The sequence below is a fragment of the Pseudomonas sp. QE6 genome (genome assembly GCF_041379005.1).
Taxonomy (GTDB): Bacteria; Pseudomonadota; Gammaproteobacteria; order Pseudomonadales; family Pseudomonadaceae; genus Pseudomonas.
The window spans coordinates 4,166,798-4,193,512 of record NZ_CP166873.1 but is presented as its reverse complement, the minus strand read 5'-3'; the positions used below and the strand labels follow the sequence as shown (position 1 = coordinate 4,193,512).

At 64.7% G+C, this 26,715-nt stretch carries 21 protein-coding genes and 1 pseudogene; 10 read left to right on the top strand and 12 right to left on the bottom strand.

The features are described 5' to 3' along the window. Positions 1 to 2 precede the first annotated feature (2 nt). On the bottom strand, positions 3 to 2,723 hold the full coding sequence (locus ACAW63_RS19265) for a cation-transporting P-type ATPase (protein ID WP_371227800.1): 2,721 nt from the start codon (positions 2,721 to 2,723) through the stop codon (positions 3 to 5). Between the two features lie 301 nt (positions 2,724 to 3,024). On the opposite strand from ACAW63_RS19265, the gene katG reads away from it, so the two are divergent. Beyond that, entirely contained in the window at positions 3,025 to 5,211 is a 2,187-nt protein-coding gene (gene katG, locus ACAW63_RS19260; RefSeq protein ID WP_371227798.1) for a catalase/peroxidase HPI, read from the top strand. Positions 5,212 to 5,502: 291 nt separating this feature from the next. Here the strand turns inward: katG and ycaC (ACAW63_RS19255) are convergent, their stop codons facing one another. Then, positions 5,503 to 6,132, bottom strand: coding sequence for an isochorismate family cysteine hydrolase YcaC (gene ycaC, locus ACAW63_RS19255; RefSeq protein WP_371227796.1), 630 nt, complete (start codon positions 6,130 to 6,132; stop codon positions 5,503 to 5,505). 147 nt (positions 6,133 to 6,279) lie between these two features. Here ycaC (ACAW63_RS19255) and ACAW63_RS19250 point away from each other — a divergent pair, with 147 nt between their 5' ends. After that, on the top strand, positions 6,280 to 7,185 hold the full coding sequence (locus ACAW63_RS19250; protein WP_371227794.1) for a LysR substrate-binding domain-containing protein: 906 nt from the start codon (positions 6,280 to 6,282) through the stop codon (positions 7,183 to 7,185). A gap of 7 nt (positions 7,186 to 7,192) precedes the next feature. Here ACAW63_RS19250 and ACAW63_RS19245 read toward each other — a convergent pair whose 3' ends face one another. Next, on the bottom strand, positions 7,193 to 8,692 hold the full coding sequence (locus ACAW63_RS19245; RefSeq protein ID WP_371227792.1) for a PLP-dependent aminotransferase family protein: 1,500 nt from the start codon (positions 8,690 to 8,692) through the stop codon (positions 7,193 to 7,195). 137 nt (positions 8,693 to 8,829) lie between these two features. Here ACAW63_RS19245 and ACAW63_RS19240 point away from each other — a divergent pair, with 137 nt between their 5' ends. From ACAW63_RS19240 to ACAW63_RS19215, 6 genes are all read left to right on the top strand, one after another. Further along, positions 8,830 to 10,032, top strand: a complete 1,203-nt coding sequence (locus ACAW63_RS19240) for an NAD(P)/FAD-dependent oxidoreductase (protein WP_371227790.1) — start codon at positions 8,830 to 8,832, stop codon at positions 10,030 to 10,032. Between the two features lie 570 nt (positions 10,033 to 10,602). After that, positions 10,603 to 11,229 carry an isochorismate family cysteine hydrolase YcaC gene (gene ycaC, locus ACAW63_RS19235; RefSeq protein WP_371227788.1) on the top strand — a complete coding sequence of 209 codons (627 nt, stop codon included), beginning with the start codon at positions 10,603 to 10,605 and terminating at the stop codon, positions 11,227 to 11,229. A gap of 78 nt (positions 11,230 to 11,307) precedes the next feature. Then, the gene (locus tag ACAW63_RS19230) at positions 11,308 to 11,706 is read left to right on the top strand and encodes an OsmC family protein (protein ID WP_371227786.1); all 399 of its coding nucleotides are present in this window, start codon (positions 11,308 to 11,310) and stop codon (positions 11,704 to 11,706) included. A gap of 57 nt (positions 11,707 to 11,763) precedes the next feature. Then, positions 11,764 to 12,705 (top strand): pirin family protein, encoded by a 942-nt coding sequence (locus tag ACAW63_RS19225; protein ID WP_371234719.1) that lies wholly within the window; start codon positions 11,764 to 11,766, stop codon positions 12,703 to 12,705. A gap of 11 nt (positions 12,706 to 12,716) precedes the next feature. Continuing rightward, entirely contained in the window at positions 12,717 to 14,141 is a 1,425-nt protein-coding gene (locus ACAW63_RS19220; protein ID WP_371227784.1) for an OprD family outer membrane porin, read from the top strand. Between the two features lie 334 nt (positions 14,142 to 14,475). Beyond that, entirely contained in the window at positions 14,476 to 14,598 is a 123-nt protein-coding gene (locus ACAW63_RS19215; protein WP_371227783.1) for a hypothetical protein, read from the top strand. Positions 14,599 to 14,664: 66 nt separating this feature from the next. Here the strand turns inward: ACAW63_RS19215 and ACAW63_RS19210 are convergent, their stop codons facing one another. Next, complete coding sequence (locus ACAW63_RS19210; protein ID WP_371227782.1) at positions 14,665 to 15,636, bottom strand: DNA-binding protein; 972 nt, start codon at positions 15,634 to 15,636, stop codon at positions 14,665 to 14,667. Between the two features lie 181 nt (positions 15,637 to 15,817). Here ACAW63_RS19210 and ACAW63_RS19205 point away from each other — a divergent pair, with 181 nt between their 5' ends. After that, on the top strand, positions 15,818 to 16,744 hold the full coding sequence (locus ACAW63_RS19205; RefSeq protein WP_371227781.1) for a site-specific integrase: 927 nt from the start codon (positions 15,818 to 15,820) through the stop codon (positions 16,742 to 16,744). 493 nt (positions 16,745 to 17,237) lie between these two features. Here ACAW63_RS19205 and ACAW63_RS19200 read toward each other — a convergent pair whose 3' ends face one another. Together ACAW63_RS19200 and ACAW63_RS19195 are read right to left on the bottom strand one after the other, a co-directional pair. Then, on the bottom strand, positions 17,238 to 17,531 hold the full coding sequence (locus ACAW63_RS19200; protein ID WP_371227780.1) for a hypothetical protein: 294 nt from the start codon (positions 17,529 to 17,531) through the stop codon (positions 17,238 to 17,240). A 312-nt stretch (positions 17,532 to 17,843) separates the two neighbouring features. Beyond that, positions 17,844 to 18,575, bottom strand: a complete 732-nt coding sequence (locus ACAW63_RS19195) for a hypothetical protein (protein WP_371227779.1) — start codon at positions 18,573 to 18,575, stop codon at positions 17,844 to 17,846. A gap of 278 nt (positions 18,576 to 18,853) precedes the next feature. Between ACAW63_RS19195 and ACAW63_RS19190 the strand changes: the two are divergent. Continuing rightward, a pseudogene (locus ACAW63_RS19190) lies at positions 18,854 to 19,009 on the top strand (glutaminase); the annotation flags it as partial. A gap of 106 nt (positions 19,010 to 19,115) precedes the next feature. Here ACAW63_RS19190 and ACAW63_RS19185 read toward each other — a convergent pair. The 6 genes from ACAW63_RS19185 to ACAW63_RS19160 all read right to left on the bottom strand — a co-directional run bounded on the left by ACAW63_RS19185 (position 19,116) and on the right by ACAW63_RS19160 (position 26,713). Beyond that, positions 19,116 to 20,000 carry a hypothetical protein gene (locus tag ACAW63_RS19185; RefSeq protein ID WP_371227778.1) on the bottom strand — a complete coding sequence of 295 codons (885 nt, stop codon included), beginning with the start codon at positions 19,998 to 20,000 and terminating at the stop codon, positions 19,116 to 19,118. Between the two features lie 161 nt (positions 20,001 to 20,161). Then, positions 20,162 to 20,881: a PA1136 family autoinducer-binding transcriptional regulator gene (locus ACAW63_RS19180; protein WP_371227777.1), complete on the bottom strand. Its 720-nt coding sequence runs from the start codon at positions 20,879 to 20,881 to the stop codon at positions 20,162 to 20,164. Continuing rightward, entirely contained in the window at positions 20,878 to 21,756 is an 879-nt protein-coding gene (gene hchA / locus ACAW63_RS19175) for a glyoxalase III HchA (RefSeq protein WP_371227775.1), read from the bottom strand. Before hchA ends, ACAW63_RS19180 begins: the two co-directional genes overlap by 4 nt. A 236-nt stretch (positions 21,757 to 21,992) precedes the next feature. Beyond that, on the bottom strand, positions 21,993 to 23,687 hold the full coding sequence (locus tag ACAW63_RS19170) for a NahK/ErcS family hybrid sensor histidine kinase/response regulator (protein ID WP_371227773.1): 1,695 nt from the start codon (positions 23,685 to 23,687) through the stop codon (positions 21,993 to 21,995). Then, the gene (gene ercA, locus ACAW63_RS19165; RefSeq protein ID WP_371227771.1) at positions 23,671 to 24,834 is read right to left on the bottom strand and encodes an alcohol dehydrogenase-like regulatory protein ErcA; all 1,164 of its coding nucleotides are present in this window, start codon (positions 24,832 to 24,834) and stop codon (positions 23,671 to 23,673) included. Before ercA ends, ACAW63_RS19170 begins: the two co-directional genes overlap by 17 nt. A gap of 85 nt (positions 24,835 to 24,919) precedes the next feature. Continuing rightward, entirely contained in the window at positions 24,920 to 26,713 is a 1,794-nt protein-coding gene (locus ACAW63_RS19160) for an alpha/beta hydrolase family protein (RefSeq protein WP_371227769.1), read from the bottom strand. Positions 26,714 to 26,715 lie beyond the last annotated feature (2 nt).

The following is a 26,715-nucleotide window of genomic DNA, read 5'->3' as shown; positions in this document are numbered from 1 at the left end:
TCTCAGCGACGCCAAGCCTTCCAGCGGTGGATCACCAGCTTCTCCAGCTCCACTGCGAAGAACACCGCGATGCCGATCCCCAGTGAGATCAGCCAGCCGCTGAAGGGCAGGGCGACGGTGTGGAAGGCGGTCTGCATGAAGGGCACGTAGATCACGAAGCACTGCAACAGGATCAGCGCCAGGGTCACGGTGAGCAGCGCGCCGTTGCGCAGCAGCGCCAGGTTCAGCGAGAACTCCTCCTGCAGGCGGCAATTGAACAGGTAGGCCCACTGCGCGGTGACCAGGGTGTGCAGGATCATGGTGCGGATGTAGCCGGTATCGTGGCCGTTGCTGAGCAGCCAGGCTTCCAGCAGGAAGGCCGCGGCGGTCAGCAGGCCGCCGACGTAGAGCACTCGCCAGACGGCAAAGCCGTTGAGGATCGACTCCTTCGCGTCGCGTGGCGGCCGGCGCATCATCCCCGCCTCGCCAGGCTCGAAGGCCAGGGCGAAGGAGAGGGTGGTGGAGGTCGCCATGTTCATCCAGAGGATCTGCAGCGGCGCCAGCGGGATCACCGCGCCGGCGAGGATCGCCATGACGATCAGCAGGCCCTGGGCCATGTTGGTCGGCAGGATGAACAGCACGGTCTTCTTCAGGTTGTCGTAGACCCGGCGGCCCTCCCGCACGGCGCCGGCGATGGTGGAGAAGTTGTCGTCGGTGAGCACCATGTCGGCGGCTTCCTTGGTCACCTCGGTGCCCTTGATGCCCATGGCGATGCCGACGTCGGCCTGTTTCAGCGCCGGGGCGTCGTTGACCCCGTCGCCGGTCATGCCGACCACTTCGTCGTTGGCCTGTAGCGCGCGCACCAGGCGCAGCTTGTGTTCGGGGCTGGTGCGGGCGAACACCGAGTACTGCATGGCGAGGGATTTCAATTGCGTGTCGTCGGCCTTCTCCAGCTCCTGGCCGGTCATCGCGTGCAGGTCGTTGCCCATGCCGAGCATGCCGGCGATGGCCACCGCGGTGTCCGGGTGGTCGCCGGTGATCATCTTCACCTGGATGCCGGCGCGCTTGCACAGCGCGATGGCTTCGATGGCCTCCGGGCGCGGCGGATCGAGCAGGCCGGCGACGCCGAGGAAGATCATGCCGTCCTGCACGTCTTCGTGGTCGATCACGCCGTCATCGGGCTGCACCGGCTTGTAGGCGGCGGCGAGCATGCGCAGGCCCTGCCCGGCGATGAAGCTCATCTCGCGTTCCCAGTACGCACGGTCCAGCGGCTCCACGCCACGGGCGCCGAGCTGCTGCTGGCACATGCGCAGCAGCACGTCGGGCGCGCCCTTGAGGTAGATCAGGCTCTGCCCGGCGACGTCGCAGCGGCGGGCCATGTACTTGTAGGCGGAATCGAAGGGAATCTTGCCGAATTTCTGGAACTCGATTTCCGGCAGGTTCGCCTTGCGCGCCAGGACTTTCAGTGCACCCTCGGTGGGTCCGCCGACCACGCCCCAGCGGCCTTCGTCATTGAGCTGCAGGCTGCTGTCGTTGCAGATGTCCACCGCGCGGATGAACGCTTCCAGCGCACCATGCTGCGCCCAGTCGAGCTCGTCGCTGGCGCCGCCGAAGATGATGCGGCCCCTAGGCTCGTAGCTCTGGCCCTCGACGCTGTACAGGCCTCTGGCGAGCAGCACGCTTTTGACGGTCATCTCGTTCATCGTCAGGGTGCCGGTCTTGTCCGAGCAGATCACGCTCATGGCGCCCAGGGTTTCTACGGTCGGCAGCTTGCGGATGATCGCCTTGTTCAGCGCCATGCGCTGCACGCCCAGGGACAGGATGATCGAGACGATGGCCGGCAGGCCCTCGGGCACCGAGGCTACGGCCAGGCTGATCAGCGACAGCAGCAGTTCGCCGAAGGGGTAGTCGTGCCAGAAGAAGCCGATGATGAAAAGCACCAGCATCATGCCGACGATCAGCTGGAAGATGCGCTTGCCCAGCTCGGCGATCTGCCGCAGCAGCGGGGTCTCGCCCTCGTCGACGTTGGCGATCAGCTTGTTGATACGGCCCAGTTCGGTATGCGCGCCGGTCTCGATGACCACGCCACGGGCGTTGCCGGCGCTGACGTGGGTGCCGGAGAAACCCAGGTTGGTGCGCTCGGCCAGCAGCGCTTCCTTGTCCAGCGCCTTGGCCTGCTTGCCGACGGTGAGTGATTCGCCGGTGAGCATGGACTCCTCGACCTGCAGGTGATGCACGTCGAACAGGCGCACATCGGCGGGAATCTTGTCGCCGGGGCGCAGGATCACGATGTCGCCGGGTACCAGTTGCGTGGCGTCGATCTCGATCTTCTTGCCGTTGCGCACCGCGTGGGCAGTGCTGGAGAGCATGCCGCGCAGGGCGGCGAGGGATTGCTCCGCCTTGTTTTCCTGGAAGAAGCCGATGCCGGCATTGATTACCGTTACCAGCAGGATGACGATGGTGTCGGTCCAGTGTCCCATCAGCGCGGTGGCCACGGCGGCGGCCAGGAGGATGTAGATCAGCACGTCGTTGAATTGCCGGGCGAAGCGCAGCCAGAGCGGATCGACCGCCTTGCCCGGCAACGCGTTGGGACCGACGCGCAGCAGCCGTGCGTCGGCTTCATCGGGAGACAATCCCTCCGCGCTGGTCTGCAGCTCGGTCATCGCCTGCTCGACGCTCTTGCGGTACCAGCCCCCCGTACCGGAGTGGGCGGCGTTGCCTCCATCGGGTTGCATTGCGGTCATGTTCGACTCCCGGCCTGTGCCGAAGTAGGAAAGGGCTACCGCAACCCTAACGGCTGATCTGGCAGAAAACGCTGTCATATCTCAATGGCAGCCAGCTTGAGCCTGAACCGCCGCTGAACGAGGAGAGGCTGCGGCAGTGAGGGCTCAAGGTCGCACCATCCAGTGCTCATAGCCTTTTACCGCATCAGCCGATCGATAACTCCAATGGATCGGTCATAGCACCGTCGCTCATTTGATCTATCTTCTGATGGGTTAAGCGAAGCCACAGCGCCGCTGCATGGGCGCAGACGAGGAGCCTCTGATGAGTGACGAGAAGAAAGCCAGCTGCCCGTTCAACCACGCCGCTGGCGGTGGCACCACGAACCGTGACTGGTGGCCGAACCAGCTGAGGCTGGACCTGCTCCACCAGCATTCCTCCAAGTCCGACCCGATGGAGGAATCCTTCAACTACACCGAGGCCTTCAAGAGCCTCGACCTGGCCGCAGTGAAGAAAGACCTGACGGCCCTGATGACCGACTCCCAGGAGTGGTGGCCGGCCGACTTCGGCCACTACGGCCCGCTCTTCATCCGCATGGCCTGGCACGCCGCCGGCACCTACCGCATCGGCGATGGCCGCGGAGGCGCGGGGCGCGGGCAACAGCGCTTCGCCCCGCTCAACAGCTGGCCGGACAACGTCAGCCTGGACAAGGCCCGCCGACTCCTCTGGCCGATCAAGCAGAAGTACGGCAACAAGCTGTCCTGGGCCGACCTGATCGTCCTCACCGGCAACGTCGCGCTGGAATCCATGGGCTTCAAGACCTTCGGCTTTGCCGGCGGCCGTGCGGACGTGTGGGAACCGGACATGGACGTGTACTGGGGCGACGAGAAAACCTGGCTGGGCGACGAGCGCTACACCGGCGCCCGCGACCTGGAAAACCCCCTGGCCGCCGTGCAGATGGGCCTGATCTACGTGAACCCGGAAGGCCCCAACGGCAACCCCGACCCGCTGGCCGCCGCCGTCGACATCCGAGAAACCTTCGCGCGCATGGCGATGAATGACGAAGAGACCGTGGCGCTGATCGTCGGCGGCCACACCTTCGGCAAGACCCACGGCGCCGGCCCGGCCGACAACGTCGGTGCCAACCCCGAAGCCGCCCCGCTGGAAGAGCAAGGCCTGGGCTGGCGCAGCACCTACCAGAGCGGCGTGGGTAAAGATGCCATCACCAGCGGCCTGGAAGTGGTCTGGAGCAACACCCCGACCCAGTGGAGCAACAACTTCCTGAACATCCTGTTCGGCTACGAATGGGAACTGACCAAGAGCCCGGCCGGCGCCCACCAATGGAAGCCCAAGAATGGTGCCGGGGCCGGCACCATTCCCGACCCGTTCGACCCGAACAAGCGCCGCGACCCGACCATGCTCACCACGGACATCTCGCTGCGCACCGACCCGATTTACGAAAAGATCTCCCGGCGCTTCCACCAGAACCCCGACCAGTTGGCCGACGCCTTCGCCCGTGCCTGGTTCAAGCTGACCCACCGCGACATGGGGCCGCGCGCCCGCTACCTGGGTCCGGAAGTCCCCGCCGAAGAGCTGATCTGGCAGGACCCGATCCCCGCCGTCGACCACCCGCTGGTGGACGCCAACGACGTGGCTGCGCTGAAGGCCAAGGTACTGGCCTCCGGCCTGACAGTCTCCGAGCTGGTTTCCACCGCCTGGGCCTCGGCCTCCACCTTCCGGGGCTCCGACAAGCGCGGTGGCGCCAACGGCGCGCGCATCCGCCTGGCACCGCAGAAGGACTGGCCGGTCAACCAGCCGGAACAGCTGGCCAAGGTGCTCAAGGTGCTCGAAGGCATCCAGGCTGATTTCAACAAGTCCGCCTCCGGTGGCAAGAAGATTTCCCTGGCCGACCTGATCGTGCTGGCCGGCGGCGCCGCCGTGGAGAAGGCGGCGAAGGACGGCGGCCACAATGTGACCGTACCCTTCGCGCCGGGACGCATGGACGCCAGCCAGGAGCAGACCGACGTGGACTCGGTCGGCATGCTCGAACCGCGCGCCGATGGCTTCCGCAACTACCTCAAGGCCAAGTACCCGGTCCTGCCGGAACACCTGCTGGTGGACAAGGCCCAGTTGCTGACCCTGACCGCACCGGAAATGACCGTCCTGGTCGGCGGTCTGCGCGTACTGGGCGCGAACGTCGGGCAGTCGCCCCACGGCGTGTTCACCAGCAAGCCGGGCACCCTGAGCAACGACTTCTTCGTCAATCTGCTGGACATGGGCACGGTGTGGAAACCGACCTCGTCCGCCAACGACCTCTACGAAGGCCGCGACCGCAAGAGTGGCGACGTGAAGTGGAGCGGCTCCCGCATCGACCTGGTGTTCGGCTCCAACGCCCAGCTCCGCGCCCTGGCGGAGGTCTATGCCTGCAGCGATTCCAGGCAGAAGTTCGTCGATGACTTCGTCAAGGCCTGGACCAAGGTGATGAACCTGGATCGCTTCGATCTGCGCTGATCCTCGGTAAAACAGCGCCCCGCGAGCAGCATCCGGCTCGCGGGGCGTTTTGTTTTCCAGCAGCGGCCCAGGATCGGCTCGCGTTGATCGGCGCCGCCACATTCCGCATCCGTCGGCGGCAATCAGCGCGGGTTGCGCTCCACCTGCAGCATTTCCCGCGTTCCGGCCGCCACTCATGGAATGTGTCGTTGTTCATCATCCGCTCTGGCCGGCTTTCTGCCGCGCCGCCGGCCCATGCAAAAAAGCCGGCACCTCGCTGGAGGTGCCGGCCCCATGGGCTTGTGCGCTGCCTTACTTGGCGCCGCTCAGGAGGTTGTAGCTGGTGATCAGGTTGCGGTAGTCCGGGATGTGGTTGGAGAACAGCGCGGCCAGGCCTTCGATGTCGTTGCGCCAGTCGCGGTGCAGCTCACAGGCCACGCCGAACCAGGTCATCAGCTGCGCGCCGGCGGCTTCCATACGGCGCCAGGCGGCGTCGCGAGTCATTTCGTTGAAGGTGCCGGAGGCATCGGCCACCACGAAGACGTCGAAACCTTCGGCCAGGGCGGACAGCGCCGGGAAGGCCACGCAGACTTCGGTCACCACGCCGGCGATGATCAGTTGCTTCTTGCCGGTGGCCTTGATCGCCTTGACGAAGTCTTCGTTGTCCCAGGCGTTGATCTGGCCGGGGCGGGCGATGTAGGGGGCGTCCGGGAACATTTCCTTCAGCTCCGGTACCAGCGGGCCATTGGGGCCGGTTTCGAAGCTGGTGGTGAGGATGGTCGGCAGCTTGAAGTATTTGGCCAGGTCGGCCAGGGCCAGCACGTTGTTCTTGAACTTGTCCGGCTCGATATCGCGAACCAGGGAGAGCAGGCCGGCCTGGTGGTCGACCAGCAGGACGGCGGCGTTGTCTTTGTCCAGACGGTTGTAGGTAACGTTGGTCATGTTGAATTCCTCGATTTGCTTTCAGTGGGTGCCCGGCGTACCGGAGGTCGCTGCAGTGCGTCACTGCATGGGGTAAAGATTAAAAACGGCACCCTTGATGCGCTAGACTGCAAAAATCATCTCTAGCGTTCTATTTAAGGAACGGAAATGGAAGACCTGAACTCCCTGTACTACTTCACCCAGGTTGTCGAACACGGCGGTTTCGCCTCGGCCGGGCGTGCGCTGGACATGCCCAAGTCGAAGCTCAGCCGGCGCATCGCGGAGCTGGAGGAGCGCCTTGGCGTGCGCCTGCTGCAGCGCACCAGCCGGCACTGTTCGCTGACCGAGATCGGCCAGGCCTACTACCAGCGTTGCCTGGCCATGCGGGTGGAGGCGGAGGGGGCGGCGGAGGTGATCGAGCGCAACCGCAGCGAGCCGCGCGGGCTGGTGCGCCTGGCCTGCCCGACGACGCTGCTGAACTCCTGGGTGGGGCCGATGCTGTCGCGCTACATGCTCGAGTACCCGGCGGTGGAGTTGTTCATCGAGAGCACCAACCGGCGCGTCGACCTGCTCCACGAGGGTTTCGACGTGGCCTTGCGGGTGCGCTTTCCGCCGCTGGAGAACACCGACATGGTGATGAAGATACTGGCCAACAGCACCCAGTGCCTGGTTGGGCACCCGGACCTGCTGGCCCGGCTGCCTGCGGACTTCCGGCCCGAGGACCTCGGCACGCTGCCGAGCCTGCACTGGGGCGGCTCGCAGCGGGAATACCAGTGGGAGCTGTTCAATCCCGAGGGGGAAGGGTTGGTGATCCCGCACCGACCGCGCATGGTCACCGACGATCTGCTGGCCCTGCGCAACAGCGTGGTGGCGGGTGTGGGCATCGCGCATCTGCCGCGTGTAGCGGTGCGCGAGGATCTGGCCTCCGGTGCGCTGGTGGAACCTTTGCCCGGCTGGATGCCCCGTTGCGGCATCGTCCACGCGATCTTCCCGTCACGGCGCGGCCTGTTGCCCTCGGTGCGCACACTGATCGACTTCCTGGCCGAGGAGTTCGCCCGCAGCGATATGGCCTGAGTGCCGCTCAGCCTCTCAGGATTCGCCCCAATTCCTCGGCGGCCTCGTGGATGGAGGCCTCGTCATAGGGCGCGAAGCCCATCACCAGCCCCGGTGCGCGGGGTGTGGCGCAGTACGGCAGCAGCGGCAGCAGGTCGATGCCGGCCGCCGTGATCCTGGCATAGGCGGCGGCCTCATCGTCCAGTTCCAGTTCGACGGCGATGTCCAGGCCGGCGCGGATTTCCGGCACCCGGATGACGCCGCGCCAGTGCCGGTCGGCGGCCTCGGCGAAGGCTTCCGCCCGCGAGGCATAGAGCTTGCGCATGCGCCGTACATGACGGTCGAAATGGCCCTCGCTGATGAAGTCGGCGAGCACCGCCTGGCCCAGGCTGTTGGCGTGCCGGGCGGTGAGGGCGGCGGCGCGGGTGAAGCTTTCCACCAGTTGCGGCGGCAGCACCAGGTAGGCCAGGCGGATCGCCGGGAACAGCAGTTTGCTGAAGGTGCCGGCGAGGATCACCGAGTGGTTCGCCCCCGGCATCGAACGCAGCGCCGGGATCGGCTTGGCAATGAAGCGATACTCGCTGTCGTAGTCATCCTCGAACACATAGGCGTTGTGTTGGCTGGCCCAGCGCAGCAGGGCCAGCCGGCGCGCCGGGGACATCTCGCCGCCCAATGGCGCCTGCCGCGACGGCGTGACGTAGGCCAGGCGAGCCTCGGCGGCCAGGCGGATGCCGTCTTCCACCCGCAGGCCGTCGTGGTCCACCGGCACGTCCACCCGCGCGACGCCGGAGACTTCCATCAGTTGACGGGCGCCGGGATATCCCGGGTCCTCCATCCAGACCTTTTCCCCTGGCGGCACCAGCAGCCGCAGGCACAGGTCCAGCCCTTGCTGCACGCTGCCGAGAATGATGATGCAGTCGGCGCCCACCTGCACGCCGCGGGCGATGGCCAGGTAGCTGGCGACCGCTTCGCGCAGGGCCGGCAGGCCGCCGGGGTCCGCATCCAGCAGGGCCGGCAGCCTGGAGCTGCGCAACTGGTGCAGGTGCAGCTTGCGCCACAGGTCCACCGGGAAGGCGCCGACATCGCCCCGGTGCGGGAAGAACGGCCGCAGCCCCGGTGTGACGCTGCGCCGGGCGAAGACCGGCTTGATCGCATTCAGCCGTTCTATCCAGGGGGTGGCCGGCAGCGGAAGGGGCGTCTCGGCGGTGGGGATGACCTTGCGTCGGACGTAGCCGCTGCCGAGGGTCGCATCCGGCAGCACCTCGCTGACCTGGGTGCCGCTGCCGGTGCGCGATTGCAGGTAGCCCTCGGACAGCAGCTGCTGGTAGGCCGCCTGCACCGTGCCCCGGGCGACCTTGTAGTGCTGCGCCAGGGCGCGGGTGCTGGGCAAGGTGCTGCCGCCGGGCAGGCGGCCACTGAGAATGGCCTCGCGCAGCGCTTCATACAGCCAGCGCTGCAGGGTGACGCCCGGCTCCGGGGCGCCGAGGGGCAGGGAGACGACCAGAGGAGCGTTCTTGTTGGCAGGCATGGCCGGGCTCTCGAAGTGGATCAATCACTTTAGCGGGAATTGGATCAATACGCTGGCCAAAGTGACTCGCACAATGCGTCCCGTAGTCCGGCATCAGGCCGGTGAGTCTCCCCCACGACCTCTTTCTGGAGCCCATCATGAAACAACAGATCCTGATCATCGGTGCCGGATTCGGCGGCCTCTGGAGTGCCCTCAGTGCGGTGCGCCTGCTCGACCAGCAGCGCGCGGACGTGGCAGTCACGCTGCTCGCGCCGCAGGCCGAACTGCGCATCCGCCCGCGCTTCTACGAACACAACGTCGCCGGCACCACCGCGCCGCTGGGCGAGCTGTTCCAGGCGGTTGGCGTGGAGTTCGTCCAGGGCAGCGCCACCGAGATCGACAGCCAGGCGCGACGCGTTCGCTACAGCAATGCCAGCGGCCAGTCGGGCGAACTGGAGTACGACCGCCTGGTGCTGGCAGCAGGCAGCGAAGTGGCGCGACCCGCCGCCGCCGGTATCGAGCGTCACACTTTCGATGTGGACAGCCTGGAGTCGGCGCTGAAGCTGGAGGAACACCTGCACGCGCTGGCCCGCCTGCCGGACAGTCCGGCACGCAACACTGTGGTGGTGGTGGGCGGTGGCTTCACCGGCATCGAGACCGCCACCGAAATGCCCGGCCGGCTGCGAGCGATCCTCGGTGAGGATGCTGCGGTGAACATCATCATCGTCGATCCGGGCCAGCGCATCGGCGCCGCCATGGGGGATTCGATCGCCGAGATCATCGCCCACGCCAGCGAGACCCTCGGCGTGTCCTGGCGCCTGGGCGCGCCGGTGAGCTCGGTGGACGAGCACGGTGTGACCCTGGCCAATGGCGAGCGCATCGAGACCCGCACGGTGATCTGGGCCGCCGGGGTAAAAGCCTCGCCGCTGACCGCGCAGATCGACGCGCCGCGCGATCCCCGTGGGCGCCTGCACGTCGACCGCAACCTCAAGGTGATGGGCCAGGACCTCATCTACGCTACCGGCGATACCGCCTACGCCGCGACGGACGACCTGGGCAACTACGCGCTGATGACCTGCCAGCACGCCATCTCCCTGGGGCGCTCGGCCGGCAACAACGCCGCCGCCGACCTGCTGGGCGTCGCGCCGATTCCCTACAGCCAGCCCAAGTACGTCACCTGCCTGGACCTGGGCAGTTGGGGCGCGGTGTACACCGAGGGCTGGGACCGCCAGATCAAGCTGACGGGGGAGGAGGGCAAGCAGCTCAAGACCCAGATCAACACCCAGTGGATCTACCCGCCGGCGGCCGATCGCGCGGTGGCACTGGCCGCGGCCGACCCGCTGATCCCCGTGGTGGCCTGATCGATACCAGCCGATAGCGGAAACCAAGGGGCAGAGCCGCACGTGAACAGCGTGCGGCTCTTTTGTTTCCGGCCTCGTCCGCGGGGCGCTTTTACCACCAATCCAGGTGGTTTCGGAGTTCCAGGAATAGAACTGTGAGGGTCATTTCATGGCTCTAGCGGGAGCCGCGTTGCGCAACTACCGTTACTGCCGTCGGTTGTGGGAGATACGCAATATCGCGGTTTCGAGACGGTCACCTTCGTTTACAAGGGCGAGCCGGATCACCGCGATTCCACTGTGATGAACAGCGAAAGCGAGAGAGGTCAGGCAGTTCAGGACTTCGAGAAGGGGCGCTTCGGCCAACTGAACGACTGACGGTCAGGATGCAGGTCAGGCGTGAATCTAACCTGATAAATCCCCGCAGTGGAATGTGAGGTTTGCGCTTCGGTCACCTTGGCCCTGGCGACCTGTTGATGGTCGCACGAGGGCACGGCATCGGGTGACCCCGCACGAAGTACCGGATTCGTGTTTCTGAATCCCCCTTGCCCAACGAGCGACGCTGGGCATTCAACCTGAGAACGAGGAAACGCCATGAGCAAGCCCTACGTCCGTCTCGACAAGACCCAGGCCGCCGTACTGCTGGTCGATCACCAGGCCGGTCTGCTCTCGCTGGTACGCGACATCGAACCGGACAAGTTCAAGAACAACGTCCTGGCCCTGGCCGACCTGGCCAAGTACTTCAAGCTGCCGACCATCCTCACCACCAGCTTCGAAACCGGCCCCAACGGCCCGCTGGTGCCGGAGCTGAAAGACCTGTTCCCCGACGCGCCCTACATCGCCCGTCCGGGCAACATCAATGCCTGGGACAACGAGGACTTCGTCAAGGCGGTCAAGGCCACCGGCAAGAAACAGCTGATCATCGCCGGCGTGGTGACCGAAGTCTGCGTGGCCTTCCCGGCGCTGTCGGCGCTGGAAGAGGGCTTCGACGTGTTCGTGGTGGCGGATGCTTCGGGCACCTTCAACGAAGTCACCCGCGATGCCGCCTGGCGCCGCATGGAAGCCGCCGGCGCGCAGCTGATGACCTGGTTCGGCGTGGCCTGTGAGCTGCACCGCGACTGGCGCAACGACATCGAGGGCCTGGCCGCGTTGTTCTCCGCGCATATCCCGGACTACCGCAATCTGATCACCAGCTACAGCCTGCTGACCGCAGCGAAGTGATCCAACCGCGAGGAGCCATGCCTGAGCGCATGGCTCCTCGCCCGGCCTGACAGGCCCTATCGAATTGGGAATTTCTCCATGGCAGAACCGACAGTCCGTGCGTCCTTTGCAGGCGCGGCATTCCAGGTGAGATTGAGTGACGGCGAACACGAGTGGCTCGGCGATGTTCCCGCCGGGTTGGGCGGTGGCGACACCGGTCCTTCGCCTCACCAGCTCCTGCTGTCAGCCCTGGGCGCCTGCACGTCCATCACGGTGGCCATGTACGCGCAGCGCAAGGGCCTGCCGCTGGAGTCCGTCGATGTGGATTTGAAGGTGCTGCAGGAGCGGCCAGGGCACACGGAGATCGGGCGCGACATTCGCCTGGCCGGTGCGCTGACCGAGGAGCAGCGCACGCGCTTGCTGGAGATTGCCAATGCCTGCCCGATTCACAAGGTACTGAGTGGTGAAATCGTCATCACCAGCCAGCTGGTCGAGTGAGCCGCGGCAGCCGGCAGTCACGGTCGTGAGTATCCCGGTGGCCAGGGAGATCTGATGATGAGTACACACGAAACCCAATGCGAGCTGTCATCTTCCGCCGACTGCCCGATGAATAACGGTGTCCGGGCGATTCAGCGGGTCGTTTCGCGCACTGCCGAGGTCGGCGGCGGCATTCCCGTCAGCCGGCTGCTGCCCTCCCGGCAACGGCGCATGGTCGGGGCCTGGTGCTTCCTGGACCATGCCGGGCCGGCGGTCTTTACCTCTGGGAATGGACTGCGGGTCGGGCCGCACCCGCACATCGGCCTGCAGACCTTCACCTGGATGATCGCCGGTGAAGTGCTCCATCGCGACAGCCTGGGCAATGTCCAGGTGATCCGTCCGGGCCAGGTGAACCTGATGACCGCGGGCCACGGGATCACCCATACCGAAGAATCCTTGCCGGGAGAGGCGCAGCTGCATGCGGTGCAGTTGTGGATCGCCCTGCCGGCCGCCGAGCGTGATCGCCCGCCGGTGTTCGACCACTACGCGCAACTGCCCCGATGGCAGGCGGACGGCTTCGAGCTGACGCTGCTGGCCGGGAGTTTCGGGCAGTACACCGCGCCTGCTCGTACCTTCTCGCCGCTGGTGGGGCTCGACCTGGCCGCGAAGGATTCGGCAGGTACCCGGCTGGCCCTGGAGCAGCGTCATGAATACGGCGTCCTGCCGCTGACCGGCGAGTGGAGTATCAACGGCGAGGTCTTTGCCGCCAACGAGTTCGCCTACCTCGGTCGCGGCCTGACCTCGCTTGATCTTGAGGCATCGGCCGGCGCGCGCGCCGTGCTGCTCGGTGGCGAACCCTTTGCCGAGGAGATTTTCCTCTGGTGGAACTTCGTCGGGCACAGCAAGGCGGAGATCGCCCAGGCCCAGCGCGAATGGGAGGAGGGTGGTGCCCGGTTCGGCGAGGTGGCGGAGTTCGACGGGCCTCGTCTGGTTGCGCCTCAGCTTCCCTGGCGGGCCTGAGGATGCCGGCCATGAAACCCCCGGTTATCGAACGAGGTTTGCCGTTGTGCCCATTGGGACTCGGTTTGCTGCTGGCGTTACCCGCCCAGGCCGACAACTCCCTGGGGCAGAAGGACAACATCTTCACCGGCGTCAACGACCGGCAGGCCGTCGAGCTGACCATCCCGCCGGGGCTGGTGGAGGGTGCGCGACTGGACGGCCTGGTGAGGAATTACTATTTCCAGCGTGACAATCATTCCGACCTGGTCACGAGCAATCCCACGGAGTGGGCGCAAGGCTTCCTGCTTTCCTTCAGGTCCGGCTTCACCGACACGCCGATTGGCGTCGGGGTGGATGCCCACGGCTTCCTGGGGCTCAAGCTGGACGGCGGGGGTGGCAGCGGCGGTGCCGGCCTGCTGCCCCTGGACTCATCCCGCAAGCCCGAGGACGAGTTCTCCAGCGCGGGAGCCGCGCTCAAGCTCAGGTACCTCGACACCCTGGTGAAGGCCGGTGATCAACTGGTGGAAAACCCGCTGGTGGCCAGCGGAACGAGCCGCCTGTTTCCCCAGGCCTATCGCGGCATCACGCTGAAGAATCACGGCCTGCAGGACCTGTGGCTGGATGCGGGTTTCGTGGAGTCCACGCGTTTGCGCAATCAGAGCGGACACAGTCACCTGGTCACCGCCTACGGCGCACGCAACAAGGCCGGCGTGCTGGCGGATCGCGAAAGCTCCCACGTGGGATGGGCGGGCGCCATCTACAGCGACCCCTGGGGCGTGCAGCTCTCGGCCTATGGCGGCCAGCTCACGGACATCTGGAACCAGTACTACCTGGGTATCTCCGATGCCATCCCGGTCACTGACAAGCTGCTGCTCAAGCCCTACCTGCACTACTTCAGGACACGGGACGAGGGCCGCAGCCAGTTGGGAACGATCGACAACGACACCTACAGCGCCGGGCTCGCTGCGACCGCCTACGGACAGACCGTGACCCTCGGGTTGCAGAAGGTCGACGGTCGGACGCCCTTCGACTACCTGACGCAGAACGACCGGATCTTCCTTTACCTGAGCAACTCCCAGCAGTTCGCCGACTTCAACGGCCCGGGAGAAAAATCCTGGCGGGTGCAGTACGAAACGCCCCTGGCCTTCCTGGGTGCGCCGACGCTGCAATTCATCGCCGCCTATACGCGGGGCGAGGCGGACCTGACCCGCGTCGATCCCGGCAGCGCCGGCTATGGCTACATCTACAACCCCGACGGCAAGAACGCCAAGCACTGGGAACGCGACCTGGCCTTCAAGTACCTGGTCCCGTCCGGCCCGGCGAAGGACCTGTCGCTGACCGTGCGCTGGGCGGCCCATCGCGAAGGTAACGGCTATACCGCGCCGGGCAACACCCGTGGCAACTCCAGCGCCGATGAGTACCGCCTGATCGTCGATTACCCGGTCAGCCTGTTCTGAGGCACGGGATGACGTCGCCGTTTCGATGTCATGAGCGAAGGCTTCGATCTGGTCCTGAGCGTTCGCCATCAACCGCTGGAAGGCCGCGAGCCGATCATGCGCAAGCTGGCGCAGTGCCGATACAACCCGGTGGCGGCGCCCAGCGGGCTTTCTGGCGCGGGCGCGGCGGAGGGGGCGGCGGACCTGGTCGAACTGCCCAGTCTCTGCTGGGGCCGAATGTCCAGGAGCATGTCGGGCCGAACGGCGCCTCGGCGTCCATCCACCTGCGGCCACGCATCGTTTCCGACGATGTGTCCGTGCTGCGCGAAGGCGCGCTGGTGTCCCGGAGGAGGTGGTGCGCGAGGACCTGACCAGCGGCAGGCTGGTCAATGTACTCGGCGACTGGGCGCCGAAAATGGGCGACGTGGTCGCGATCTTTTCCTCCCGGCGCGGCCTCATGCCTGCCGTGCGAAGCTGATCGACTTTCTTGCCGAAGCATTTGAAGAGGAGCCGGTGGCTTCCTGAACAACCTGCTGGTTTCTGCCTATTCAGGCGCCGTAGCCGCTTCGGCACGCAGAGCGGCTTGCTGAAGCTGCTCTTCCAGCGCGGCGATCCTGATGGCCTGTTCTCGTGCCTGTTGCTGTGACAGGCGAAGCTCATCGGTCAGTTCCTGGTTTCGCTCCTCGATCTCGATGCGCTGCCCGTCGAGCCGCGCCTTGTCCTGCCGGAGCACTTCGGAGGCCAGCGTTTCCCGCATGAGCTGCTGGTGCTTGGCGTCCTGTTCATTGCGCAGCAAGCGGGCCTCGGTAAGCAGCCGCTCATTGTCGCGATTGAGCTGGGTCAGCTGGTCCTGGCGCACGATCATCGACTGCTGCAGTTGCCGGAGCTCGACACCGAGCTGCTGGACCTGCGCTTCGTGCTGCCGCTGTTCCTGCTCCCGCTGCTCCTTGGCCGCCTGGCGGAAGTGATCCAGCGCCAGGCGCGCATGATTGTGTTTCTCCTCGAGCGAAAGAATCTGTGCATCCCGCTCCCGCAGGCGGGTCTCCAGGTCGCTCCCCAACTGGCGAAGCCGGGCATTGGCAAGGTCGGCCTGATGCTTCTGCTCCTGGGCGGCCTGGAGCTGGCTGCGAGCGCCCTGCAGCTGGGCCTCCATGGCTTGCACGGATTCCTTCAACAGGTCGATCTGCGCCTGGGCGTTGCGCACCTGCTGCTGGTAGTCCAGGCGTTCGCGGGAGAGGGCAGCCCGGTCCTCCGCGACGGACTGACGTGCTTCCTTTTGCAACTGGCTGGCCAGTTGCGCCACCAGTTCGGTCAGGTTGTCACTGAGCGAAGGGCGCTCGCTGCTGCGAGGGGCGTTCTCCGCTTCGATTTCCTTCAGGTAACGGTGGATCGTGGACTTCGACCCCGTGTTGCCCAGCTCGACGCGCAAGGCATCGATACTCGGATTTTCTCCGCGCGCGAGTATGGCTGAGCGTGCCTTCTGTACCAGAGCCTTGGTGATTCCGCCGCGTGCCATGGGGTCTCCGACGATTTCGTAGTGTGGTACGTAATATGTAAATACATAGTATTTTATCAAGAGTAATCAACGTTTGTGCTGAATAAACTGAACTTGGATAATCACGAATTATCACGTGTGATGGTCATGACTGGGCATGAATGACGCCGAGGGCCGGTACAGGTAAAGGAGGAGGGCGGTGATGCCCCACGAGTTGGAGCGCTATATAGAAGCCGCCACGCGCAGCAATACGCGGCGCAGCTACCAGGCCGCCATCGAGCACTTCGAAGTCAGTTGGGGAGGCTTTCTGCCGACCACCAGCGACAGCATTGCCCGCTACCTGGCCGACCATGCCGGGGTGCTCAGCGCCAACACGCTCAAGGCCCGGCTGGCGGCGCTTGCGCAGTGGCACCTCAGCCAGGGTTTTCCAGACCCGACCAAGGCGCCTGTCGTGCGCAAGGTACTGAAGGGGATTCGTGTGCTGCACCCGAGGCCGGAGAAGCAGGCGCAGCCGTTACAGCTTCAGGATCTGGAACTGTGCATTCAGCACCTGGAGCGATCCGCCGTGTCGGCTCACCAGGCGGACGATACGCCACGGCGCCGGCGCAGCCTGCGTGACCGGGCGTTGATCCTCATGGGGTTCTGGCGTGCGTTTCGTAGCGAAGAGCTCTGCCGCCTGCGGATCGAGCACATCGAGGTCACGCCGGGAAAAGGCATGGCGATCTACCTGCCGTGGAGCAAGGCCGACCGGGAAAACCTCGGCCAGACCTTTCATGCGCCGGCATTGGCCCGTTTATGCCCGGTACAGGCCTACCAGGACTGGACAGCCGAGCTTGGTGAACAGCAAGGGCCGGTTTTCCGAAGCATCGATCGCTGGGGACACGCCAGCGATGGCCAACTGCATCCGAACAGCGTCATTCCGATCCTGCGCACGGCATTGCGTGATTGCGGCATTCCTGCGGAACGTTACAGCAGCCATTCACTAAGGCGTGGTTTCGCGACCTGGGCAACTCGCAGCGGTTGGGATCAAAAGACGCTGATGAGTTATGTGGGCTGGCGAGATCCGAAGTCGGCGTTGCGCTATGTCGATCCAGCGGGTTCGTTGCCAGGCCAATTCGCAATAATCTGAGCCGAATGCAAACTGCATCGAGCGTTGCGAGTGACGTGACGAAAGTCGGCGAATCGGGTGCCGGGAATCAGGAGCAAGCGCGGCGGTCGATAAGGCAGCCTGCGAGTGAAGGAACGAGATTCAGTGGAATGGGCCAGGTTTCTGGCGTGAAATCCACAGGTAAGCCCTCGCATTGGTCAATCCGAATATTCGCATAATGTATATTATGTTAAATCACATACTGCGTAATCGTAGTGTGGACCGCTCCAGGTAATGCACTCACCTTCGGCGATGATCGTGGCGTCCTCGATGATCGAGTGTGTCCGCCCTTCATGGTTGCTACGTCGACGATGCTGCCAAAGGTGTTTCATTGCACGCAGTTAAGCGCCGCCGGGTTCGCCAGCAGCTCAGCCATGTGGCGTGAGCGCTGTCGCGGAGCACAAAGCTCATACTCTCTCTTGACGCCCCAGCCACCCGGATGGAGATCAGTTCTCCGTCCGGGCCCCCAATCAGGTCAGGCAACGCTGGAGTCCTGTTTCCCCACCAGATGCTTGCCCAGCGGAGTCTTGCCGAAACCATCTGCGGCCAAAGTCTGCTGTGCCGGCTCTTCCGGGCTCAGGTGCGTGCCCAGAGGCGTTCTGCTGAAGCCATCTTCTGCCAGCTGCGGTACTCCATTCTCGCTAGCCATGGGCGCCAGCTGGAAGCAGATGTCGCCGTCCGCGCAACTTTTCTCGGCAGCGTTCACGTGTACGGCAACACCGGACAGGACGAAGGCGATGGCGGTCAGGCAGGTTTTCAGGTTGTTCATGGCATTGATCCTCGAGCATGGAAGGGAAATCAGGACAGGACCGAGGGCAGCCGGGAGCTGTGCTCTGTGGCGTACGACGATCTCCTGATGGCCCTATTGAATGCCGTCGAGGTATCTCTAGAGTGTCGAAAAGAAGTGCCGCTATGTGCTCAGGTGTCAGAGCAACCTAAGGACACAATGGAATACAAAGCCTTGTCTAGGATGTACTCGCGTCATGCGCAACGGTCTTAGATGGCTCGGGCTGTGCGTCCGTTTTGGATCGAAAACTGCCGCTGACCATCAACACCTTTCGCCTCGAACTGACCAGTCAACTCATGTGTACCGAAGGTTGGTGATATCGATGGAAACCAACAATTGTTCTTCGATCGCCTGGCCGCGCTCATCTCGTCGATAGGCGCGCCGTTTACCAGGAGTGCGCAGCCCATCGGCTTCTATGTAATCGTGAACATACTGGGCAGCAGGCAGCGCTCCGCTGATGTCGACGGAATAGTCGTGCCGCCGCAACAGGAAGTCCTCGCCGAAATAGAAGACCTGAGTCGAGCAGTGCGTAACCACGTTCTCCGGGAAATACACCCTTAACCGACGCCAGTGTTGGTCACCCTCCTCCCAGAGAGAAAGCTCTTCCGCCTTGACACCCGGAAGGGTGAACAGGAATGGCATGGTGAGATAGGACCAGAGCGCATAGCCGTTGAAATACGCTCGATGCAGCGGATCCCACGGCGTCGTTTCGCCGTGCCCGAGGAATGACTCCCGGGGGTTCCACCGTTCCGCCACTACATCACCATTGGTGTTCTCGATGGCGATGCGATTGGGCGTGTAGGCCGTACGTTGATTCGGCGCCCCGAATGGCATGACCGAGGCTCGCTGCTCATGCAGCCAGACAGCCATCTCCCTCGCGGTGCTGTCCTGGGTCAGCCCTTTCATACCCCACAACGAGCCGCCAGTCACAATGCTGGCGCGTACTGTACTGAGAGCATTCCAGCGATCCAGCCCACCGTGGGCGGATACCACGCGATCCAGCAGATCGCAGTTTTCATCGTTCATCGAGGCAACCCTCTAGGATTTGGGTCGAACCAATCCGGCGTCACCGATGATGCTGTTCAGCGCCGCGTGATTCTCCAGGTTGGGTGGAACTGGAGAGCAGAATGCCGCGCCTTGGCAATATCTTAAATGACGGATAGGGGCGTGATTCAGGACATTTCAGGATCGAACATGCACCGTATCGGCGATCTGCTGGTGCACGGATTTCCCTGCCGGCGGCCAGCCTCCTGGCCCTATGTTGAAGCATCGCCGCCATTTTGATTCCCAAAATGTGATTTCTCCTGCTCAGTCTGCGTCAAGGATGCCGCCCCGTGCTGTCGGTGGCTGACTACATACCCGCGCTGGCTGACGTGCCGGCGCAGCAGCTGGGCATCGCCGTTTATGGCAACGATGGCAACTATTACTGTGCGGGCGACGCGTTGGTGCCGTTTTCGGTAATGCTGCGGGCAATTCGCCCGCCGGGATGGTGGCGCTTGAGCTGCTGAGTTTGCGGATCAGGTGGTCGGTGTTCTGATCAACGGACCTCCTTGCTCTGCTCGCGTCTCACTCAAAAAGATGTTGTGCATGCATCGCCACGGCTTTCGCTGAAATCAGCTCGTTGCGCTCACTGGTCCAGGCTCTCTGATAAAGCTCGCGGACAACATCCAGCCAGTGCGCGCTACCGTCCCCGTCGGTCCCCACAAAAATGGCCCCACCATGGGCACGATATTCATCACGGGTGGTCGATGCGACTCGAGCGAACTGCATCGCACGGGTTACCAGTGATCCGTGATCCACGGATGGACAGGTTCCGTTGATCGCAGCGGGAGCCTCGACGAACTGGGCGGAATGCACCGTCACACCGTCCCTGAACAGGAGGCACAGCATTTGATTACCCTGCCCACCTGCGGATTTGGCGGGCGCCGGTATGAATCCCGAGACGGGAAAGACACCGGTCGAAGCCATGATGATGGTTTCGGCCACGGCGTTGACACAAGCGCGCATGTTGCTCGCTCCTGCGTCTTTACAGGCCGTCACCGTCCAGCGGGATAGCTGGTAGATCGAGGGGTTGAGCATATAGGTCTTCACTCGCACGCCGGCGTCAAAGTAATCGCAGCGCTGTACGGGAAAGCCCTCCCAGCGCGGGAAGTCGATGACTGCGGCATCACAGCGACGAGGCTTGCCGCTTAGCCTTGCGCTGAAGATCTTGCGCGCCTCCTCCACCCCCACCCTGTCCCCGGCGTTACGGGTGATAGCGGTTGAGGGGGGTATCGGTACGGTACTCGCTGACGCTGGATGAAGGTCGTTCGGTGGGGAGACTTCGTCCGCTGGTGCCGGATTCTCGACCGGGCTGGGCTGGTCAGGCTTCCGATCGTCGCGATTCCACTCACTGGCCACGGCAGGTGCGGTGAACAGGCTGACGCTGAGCAACAGCAGTAGCGCTTTCATCCCGACCTCCTTGCGGCAGCAAGCGCTCCATGCCGGAGCGTCGTCTGCAGCAATACCGCAACTCTAGTTTCATCCCCATCGCGCTGTGGAATAACCGATCTGTGGTCGTACGAGTCGGCGGAGAGTCTCGTGCCCTACCCCTGCGTTTGGCGCCCTCCTCCTCAGCCTTCGAGATCACCGTGGCGAATGGCGATGGTGATGGCCTGGGCCGTGGTTGCAACGCCAAGACGGCGACGCGCCGAACGCAGATGGTTTTCTACCGTGCGCTCCGACAGCCCCAAGGTTGCGGCGATATCCGCCTGACGTTTTCCTGCAGCAGTCCACGCCAGGACTTCGCGCTCACGCTCGGAAAGTTTTCTGTATACCTCGCCCACTGGCGCCTCGAGCAAGCGGCGCGCGGAGAAGAATGCGGCCCTGGCCACAATGCTCAAGGCCAGGCGAACCCGGGGAGTCGCATCCACCCGCTCGCCGCCAAGGCTCATGGCGCCTTCAAGCCCCAATGGACCGAATACGGGTATTTGCAATCCATGAACGCCGGGGCCTGCCGGGGTGCGAACCACCCGGTAAAGCTCGCCGCCGCTGCCCTTCACCTTGCTCCAGTAAAAGGGCTCACGGGCCTCCAGGATATGGCGGGTGACTGGACAGCGCCGGACATAGGTCTGTGCGTCGACCGTAGCCTGGTCATCGAACCAGTTACCCTCCACCCAGTAGATGCGTTCGACCACTTCGTCCCGTGCCGATGTGGCGGAAAACAGGACGAAGCGGTCGTAACCAAAGGGCATGGCAAAAGCGCGGATCGCCTCCTGGATCACCGAAAGCGTTTGCGCACTCTCGATCGCAAGGACGGCTCGAAATGCCGCCTCGGCCACGTCCTGGATCACCCCGCTGCGACCTCTTTCAGCAACGCGGCGGCCGCCAGCCTGCCCAGGGCGTTGCCCGCGAGTGGGCTGTCGCCGGTGAGCAGTTTCCGGTCCTGGTGGGTTGCACCCGAGATGTCCTTGTTGATGATCTCAACGCCCAGCGCTTTCAGTTCTTCCCCGAACTTCCAGGTCAGATGGCCGGGCATGTAACCGATGTCTGGGGTCTTCGCGTCCAGATCATCGGGAAACGCGCAGATCTTGTAGCCGTTGTAGATGCAGGTGTCCCGGCTTTCACCGATGCCTGCTGCGAGCAGAGCTGCGGGGCCATGACAAAGCGAGATCACGAACTTGTCGTTGGCCGCAGCCCACTGAAGGATCTTTTTCACGTCTTCGCTCTTGGGCAGACCGATCAAGGCCCCGTGACCGCCAGGAATGAACACGCCGATATAGTCGGAGTCTTCGCCCAGCTTCTGCTCGATCACATCGGCCAGCTTGAGTGGAGTCTTGAACTGCTCGCGATACTTGGCGTATTGCCCTTTCACCTCGGCATCTTCGGAGGGCATGGCCCAGTACTCGAATTTGACCGGGTTTCCGGACAGGGTGGCGATATCGAAGGCAAACCCGGCCTTGTCCAGGTGGTACATGGGCAACAAGGTCTCTACGGGGTGGTTTCCCGTGGAAAACAGGGTGCCGTTGTCCGTCAGCAAATAGCGCTCATCGGCCCCGATCATCAGGACCTTCCAACGCCCGCCGCAATAGGGATTCGGATAATCGGCGCCACTGAGGTCGGATCTGGGGGACGTAAACTGGCTGAGCGAGTACGGCGAAGGGAAAAAAGCATTGTCCTCGGCCGGATCAGGGGTCGGGCGCTTGTCGTCAGTCGGTACGGTAGCCATGGTTTTTCTCCGTCGATCGGGTCGATTACCTGGAGCAATGCTAGGGAGGCGTGATACCGCCAGACAATGAGGGATTTCCCTCAACGGTCCATGCGGAGCACGCGAGCCTGACGTTGACCTGAGCTGCGCTGGGTGAGTCTAGTCGAGCAGACGTTGCATCATCCGGCCCTTGACTGACGGGAATTTCAGCCTTGGGCCGCATCGATACCAGACAGCAGGTTCTGTGCGCCCTTCCCCTACCCTTGCACCAGTGAACTCAGCACCGCCCGCAGCTTCCCGGGGCGTACCGGCTTGTTCAGTAGCGGAATGTCGAGCCGTTGCAGCGCGCGCCGGCATTCGTCGCTGCGGTCGGCGGTGATCATCACCGCGGGAATGCTCATTGCGTACTTTTCGCGCAGCGCCTTCACGACCTCGCAGCCGGTGAGGCCGTAGTCCAGGTGATAGTCGGCGACGATGATGTCCGGCGCCCTGGCCTCCAGGGCTGCCACGGCAGTTTCGAGGTCCGTCGCCGTGAGGACTTCGCAACCCCATTGGCCCAGCAGCGCGGACATGCTGTAGAGAATGGCCTCTTCGTTGTCGATCACCAGGAGGCGCCTTCCCGGCAATGGGTCGCCGATACCGGGGCGCGGCGTGCTGGGTGCGGGTTGCTGGACCGGCAGATCGCCAGCCACAGGGACTTCGATGGCGAACAGCGATCCGCGCCCCAGGGTCGAGCGCACCTGGACGCTGCAGCCCAGCAGGCCGGCGATGCGGTCGACGATGGCCAGGCCCAGGCCGACGCCCTGGCGCTCGGCGGCGCGGCCGACATCGAGCTGGTTGAACTCGCGGAAGATCGCCTGCAGTTGATCGGCGGGAATCCCCCGGCCGGTGTCCCAGACCTCCAGGCGCACGCTGCCACCGCGACGGCGGGCCGCCAGTAGCACGCCGCCGCGCTGGGTGTAGCGGCAGGCGTTGCTGAGGAAGTTGCGCAGGATGCGCGAGACCAGGTGGGCGTCGGTGCGTACCCGCAGGTCGGGAATGCGCGCGCGCAGTTGCAGGCCGGAAGCGCGCGCCACGCTGTCGAACTCCGAGGCCAGCGGGCCGAGGAGTTCGTCGAGGTTCAGCGATTCCGGTTCGGCGCGGATCGCGCTCTGATCCAGGCGGGAGATTTCCAGCAGGTCGCTGAGCAGGTTCTCCGCACCCTCCAGCGCCTGATGGGTGCGCTCCACCAGTTGCCGTTCGGACGTTGGCAGTTGCCGCTCGCGGAGGGTCGAAAGCAGCAGTCGCGCGGCGTTCAGCGGCTGCAGCAGGTCATGGCTGGCCGCCGCCAGGTACTTGTCCTTGGACAGGTTGGCCGCCTCGGCGGCGTCACGGGCTTCGCGCAGCTGCTGGTTGAGTGCCTCCAGTTCGCGGGTGCGGGTGGCGACGCGCTGTTCCAGTTCCTCGTTGAGGCTCTGCAGGCGCTGCTGGGCCTGGACGCGTTCGGTGATGTCGGCGACGAAGCCTTCCACCAGCCCTTCTTCGTCCGGTTTGAGCAGCAGGTTCATCAGCACGTCGACATGGCTGCCGTCGCGCCGGAGCAGTCGCGTCTCGTAGCCGAACAGGCCGCCGCGCTCCTGCAACAGGTCGCGGATGCGGCGCATTTCCGCCTCGCCGCCGGCGAACAGCTGGGTCGCCATGCCCTGCAGGTTCCACAGCACCTGCTGCGGATCGTCGTAGCCGAGCATATGCGCCAGGGCCGGGTTTGCCGCCCGCAGGCCCTGGCTCAGGCTGGCCTGGAAAATGCCGTGGACGGCGTTCTCGAACAGCCATTTATAGCGGTTGCGCTCGGTTTCCAGCTCGTCCAGGCGCGCCACCAGCTCGGGGTAGTGGCTCTTGCGCACGGAGTGGCTGCCCAGCCCGAGCAACCCGGCCAGTGCCTGTTGTTGCTGCTCGTCAGAGGGCCTCGCCATACACCACCTCGACATCGCGCTGGCTGGACTCGCGAGGGTTGGTGAGGATGCACGGGTCCTGCATCGCATGGCGCGAGAGGAAGGGAATGTCCGAACTGCCAACGCCGTGCAGGCCGAGGCTCTCGTGGAAGCCCACGGCGTTCTTCAGGGCAATCAGGTGTTCAACCAGGCGCTGGCGGATCTGCGTATGGTTCATCCCCCGACAGTCGATGCCGAAGGTCTCGGCGATGACCTTGAAGCGCTCGGGCGCGGCGCTGTAGTTGAAGGCCACCACGTGCTCCACCAGCACGGCGTTGCACAGGCCGTGCGGCAGGTCGAGGTAGCCGCCCAGGCTGTGGGACATGGCGTGCACCGCGCCGAGGATGGCGTTGGAGAACGCCAGCCCCGCCTGCATGCTGCCCAGCATGATCTTCTCGCGCAGGGCAATGTCCGCCGGATTGGCGATCATCTGCACCAGGTTGCCGTTGATCAGCCGCATGGCCTCCAGCGCGTGGGGGTCGGTGAGCGGGCCGTGGCCGGTGGAAACGAAGGCCTCGATGGCATGCACCAGGGCGTCGATGCCGGTGCAGGCGGACAGGAACGGGTCCATGGTCAGGGTGGTTTCCGGGTCGATCAGCGACACGTCGGGCACCACGGCCTTGCTGACGATGGAGAACTTCATCCGCTCGTCCTGGTTGGAGATGATCACGAACTGCGAGACGTCCGCCGAGGTGCCGGCGGTGGTCGGGATCAGGATCAGCGGCGGACTGGGCACGCGCAGGGTGTCCACACCCTCGAATTCGAGGATGTTGCGACCGTGGGCGGCGACGATACCGATGCCCTTGGCGCAGTCCATGGGGCTACCGCCACCGACCGCGACTATGACGTTGCAACCCTTGCTACGGTAGAAGTCGGCACCGCGCATCACCTCTTCCACGCGCGGGTTGGGCGAAACGTCGGTGTAACGGCAGAAAGGAATGTCCTGGGCGGCCAGGCTGGCTTCGATGTCGGCGACCCAGCCGGCGGCGAGTACACCGGGGTCCGACACCACCAGCACCTTGCGGGCGCCGAAGGTTTTCACGTAATTGGCGACATTGTGCCGGCATCCGGCACCGAAAATGATCTCTGGCGAGACGAATTTGCGCAGCTGGCTGAGCTCGTGGGACATCGGGGGCTCTGTCGTTATTGTTATGGGATGTTTCCGGCAGCCTACTGCATCCGTCAGGTATTGCAATGCGACCTTGGCAGACGCTTCAGACAGCCAGCAGTGCCTGGTAGAAGCGCCACTCCGCTTCCAGCGCATGGGCGAGATTGGCGCCCTGGCGGAATCCATGGCGCTCGCCGGCATAGCGGTGCACCTCTACCGGCACGCCACGTTGGCGCAGGGACTCGACCATGGCGTCGGTCTGCGCCGGCACCACCACGGCATCCAGCTCACCCTGGAAGAAGATCACCGGCGCGTGGATATGCTCCGCCAGCAGCACCGGCGTACGCTCCCGGTAGCGTTCGGCGTCCTGCTGCGGGTCGCCGATCAGCCAGTCGAGGTAATCCGCCTCGAACTTGTGGGTCACACGGGCCAGCGCCTGCGGATCGCTGACGCCATACAGGCTGGCGCCGCCGCGCAGCCCCGGCAGCCGTGCCAGAGCCATCAGCGCGCTGTAGCCGCCGGCACTGGCGCCGCGCACGAAGACCCGTTGGCGGTCGATGCGTCCGGCCTTGGCGAGGAAATCCAGCGCCGCGCCGATGTCCTCCACTTCCACCTGGCCCCAGCCCAGGTGCAGGCGTTCCCGATAGGCGCGGCCATATCCGCTGCTGCCGCGATAGTTGAGGTCCGCCACGGCGAAGCCGCGACGGGTCCAGAACTGGATGCGCCCGTCGAACACCGGGTGGGTGGCCGAGGTCGGGCCGCCGTGCAGGAACACCACCAGGGGCGGTACTTCTACGTCGCCGTAGGGTGGGTAGAAGAAGCCATGGCCACACTCGTCCTCACCCACCGGATAGTGGAAGGCTTCGCCACGGGACAGGTCTGCCTCCGGCACCGGCTGTTCGCCGCCGGCCAGTACCTGGGGGGAACCGTCCACCCGGCGGATAGCCAATAGCGTCGGCAGGCGATCCGGCGCGGCGGCGATGCAGTAGAAGTGCCGCTCATCCGCAGCAAGGGAGCGGAAGCGGCTGTACTCCGGTGCGAGCCGGCGTTCGCCACCGCGCCCGTCGTACAGCACCAGCACGCCGCGGCCTTCTTCATAACGGGTTGCCAGCAGGCTGCCGTCCGCCAGTGGCAGGAAGGTGCGTCCGCCCAGTTGCCAGGGCGCGCTGGCATGGTCCGCCGTCGCAGCCTGCCAATCGCCCAGACCTTCGCGGTACGGCTGCCAGTAGCCGGCGCGGTCGCTCAGCCAGTGCAGCCGGCCATCGTCGGCGAAGCGCGGCTGCTGGATGGATTCGTGCCGGGTCTGCCCGGCCAGGCAGCGTTGTTCGCCGGCGAAGGACTCGACCAGGCGGGTGCGTGTCCAGGGTTGTTCGGGACGGTCCCATTCCACCCAGGCGATTCGTTCGGCACTGCCGTCGGCCACGGGCGAGGCATAGAAATCCGCGCCTGTGGCGATCACCCGCCGCCGGCCATCGGCATCGAGGCGGACGATGCGGTGCTTCACCCCGCCGCTACCACCCTCCTCCTCCACCGCCAGCAGCGCGTTCCAGGCGGCGACGTAATGCAGGTCGCCGTAACGGCAGTCGTCGCGATGGGTGATGGCGCGGGGTTCGCCGCCCAGGCGCAGCCAGCGCACCTGCTGGTCGCCCTCTTCCACCCAGGCCACGCCATCGGTCGTGGCGCAGCAGGAACCGCCGCCGTACTCGTAGACGCGGCTGCGCACCGAGGCGCCGGGCGGCGTCAGTTCGCGGGTCTGCCCTTCACGGCGCAGGAACAGCCGGCAGCGTGCGCTGGCGGGGTCGAAGGCGGCCCACAACAGGCCGCCATGGGCAACGTGCAGCTCGGCGAAGTCCCCGGCGGCGGCCACCGCGTGTTCGGCGCTCCAGTCGTCGCGGCCCACGC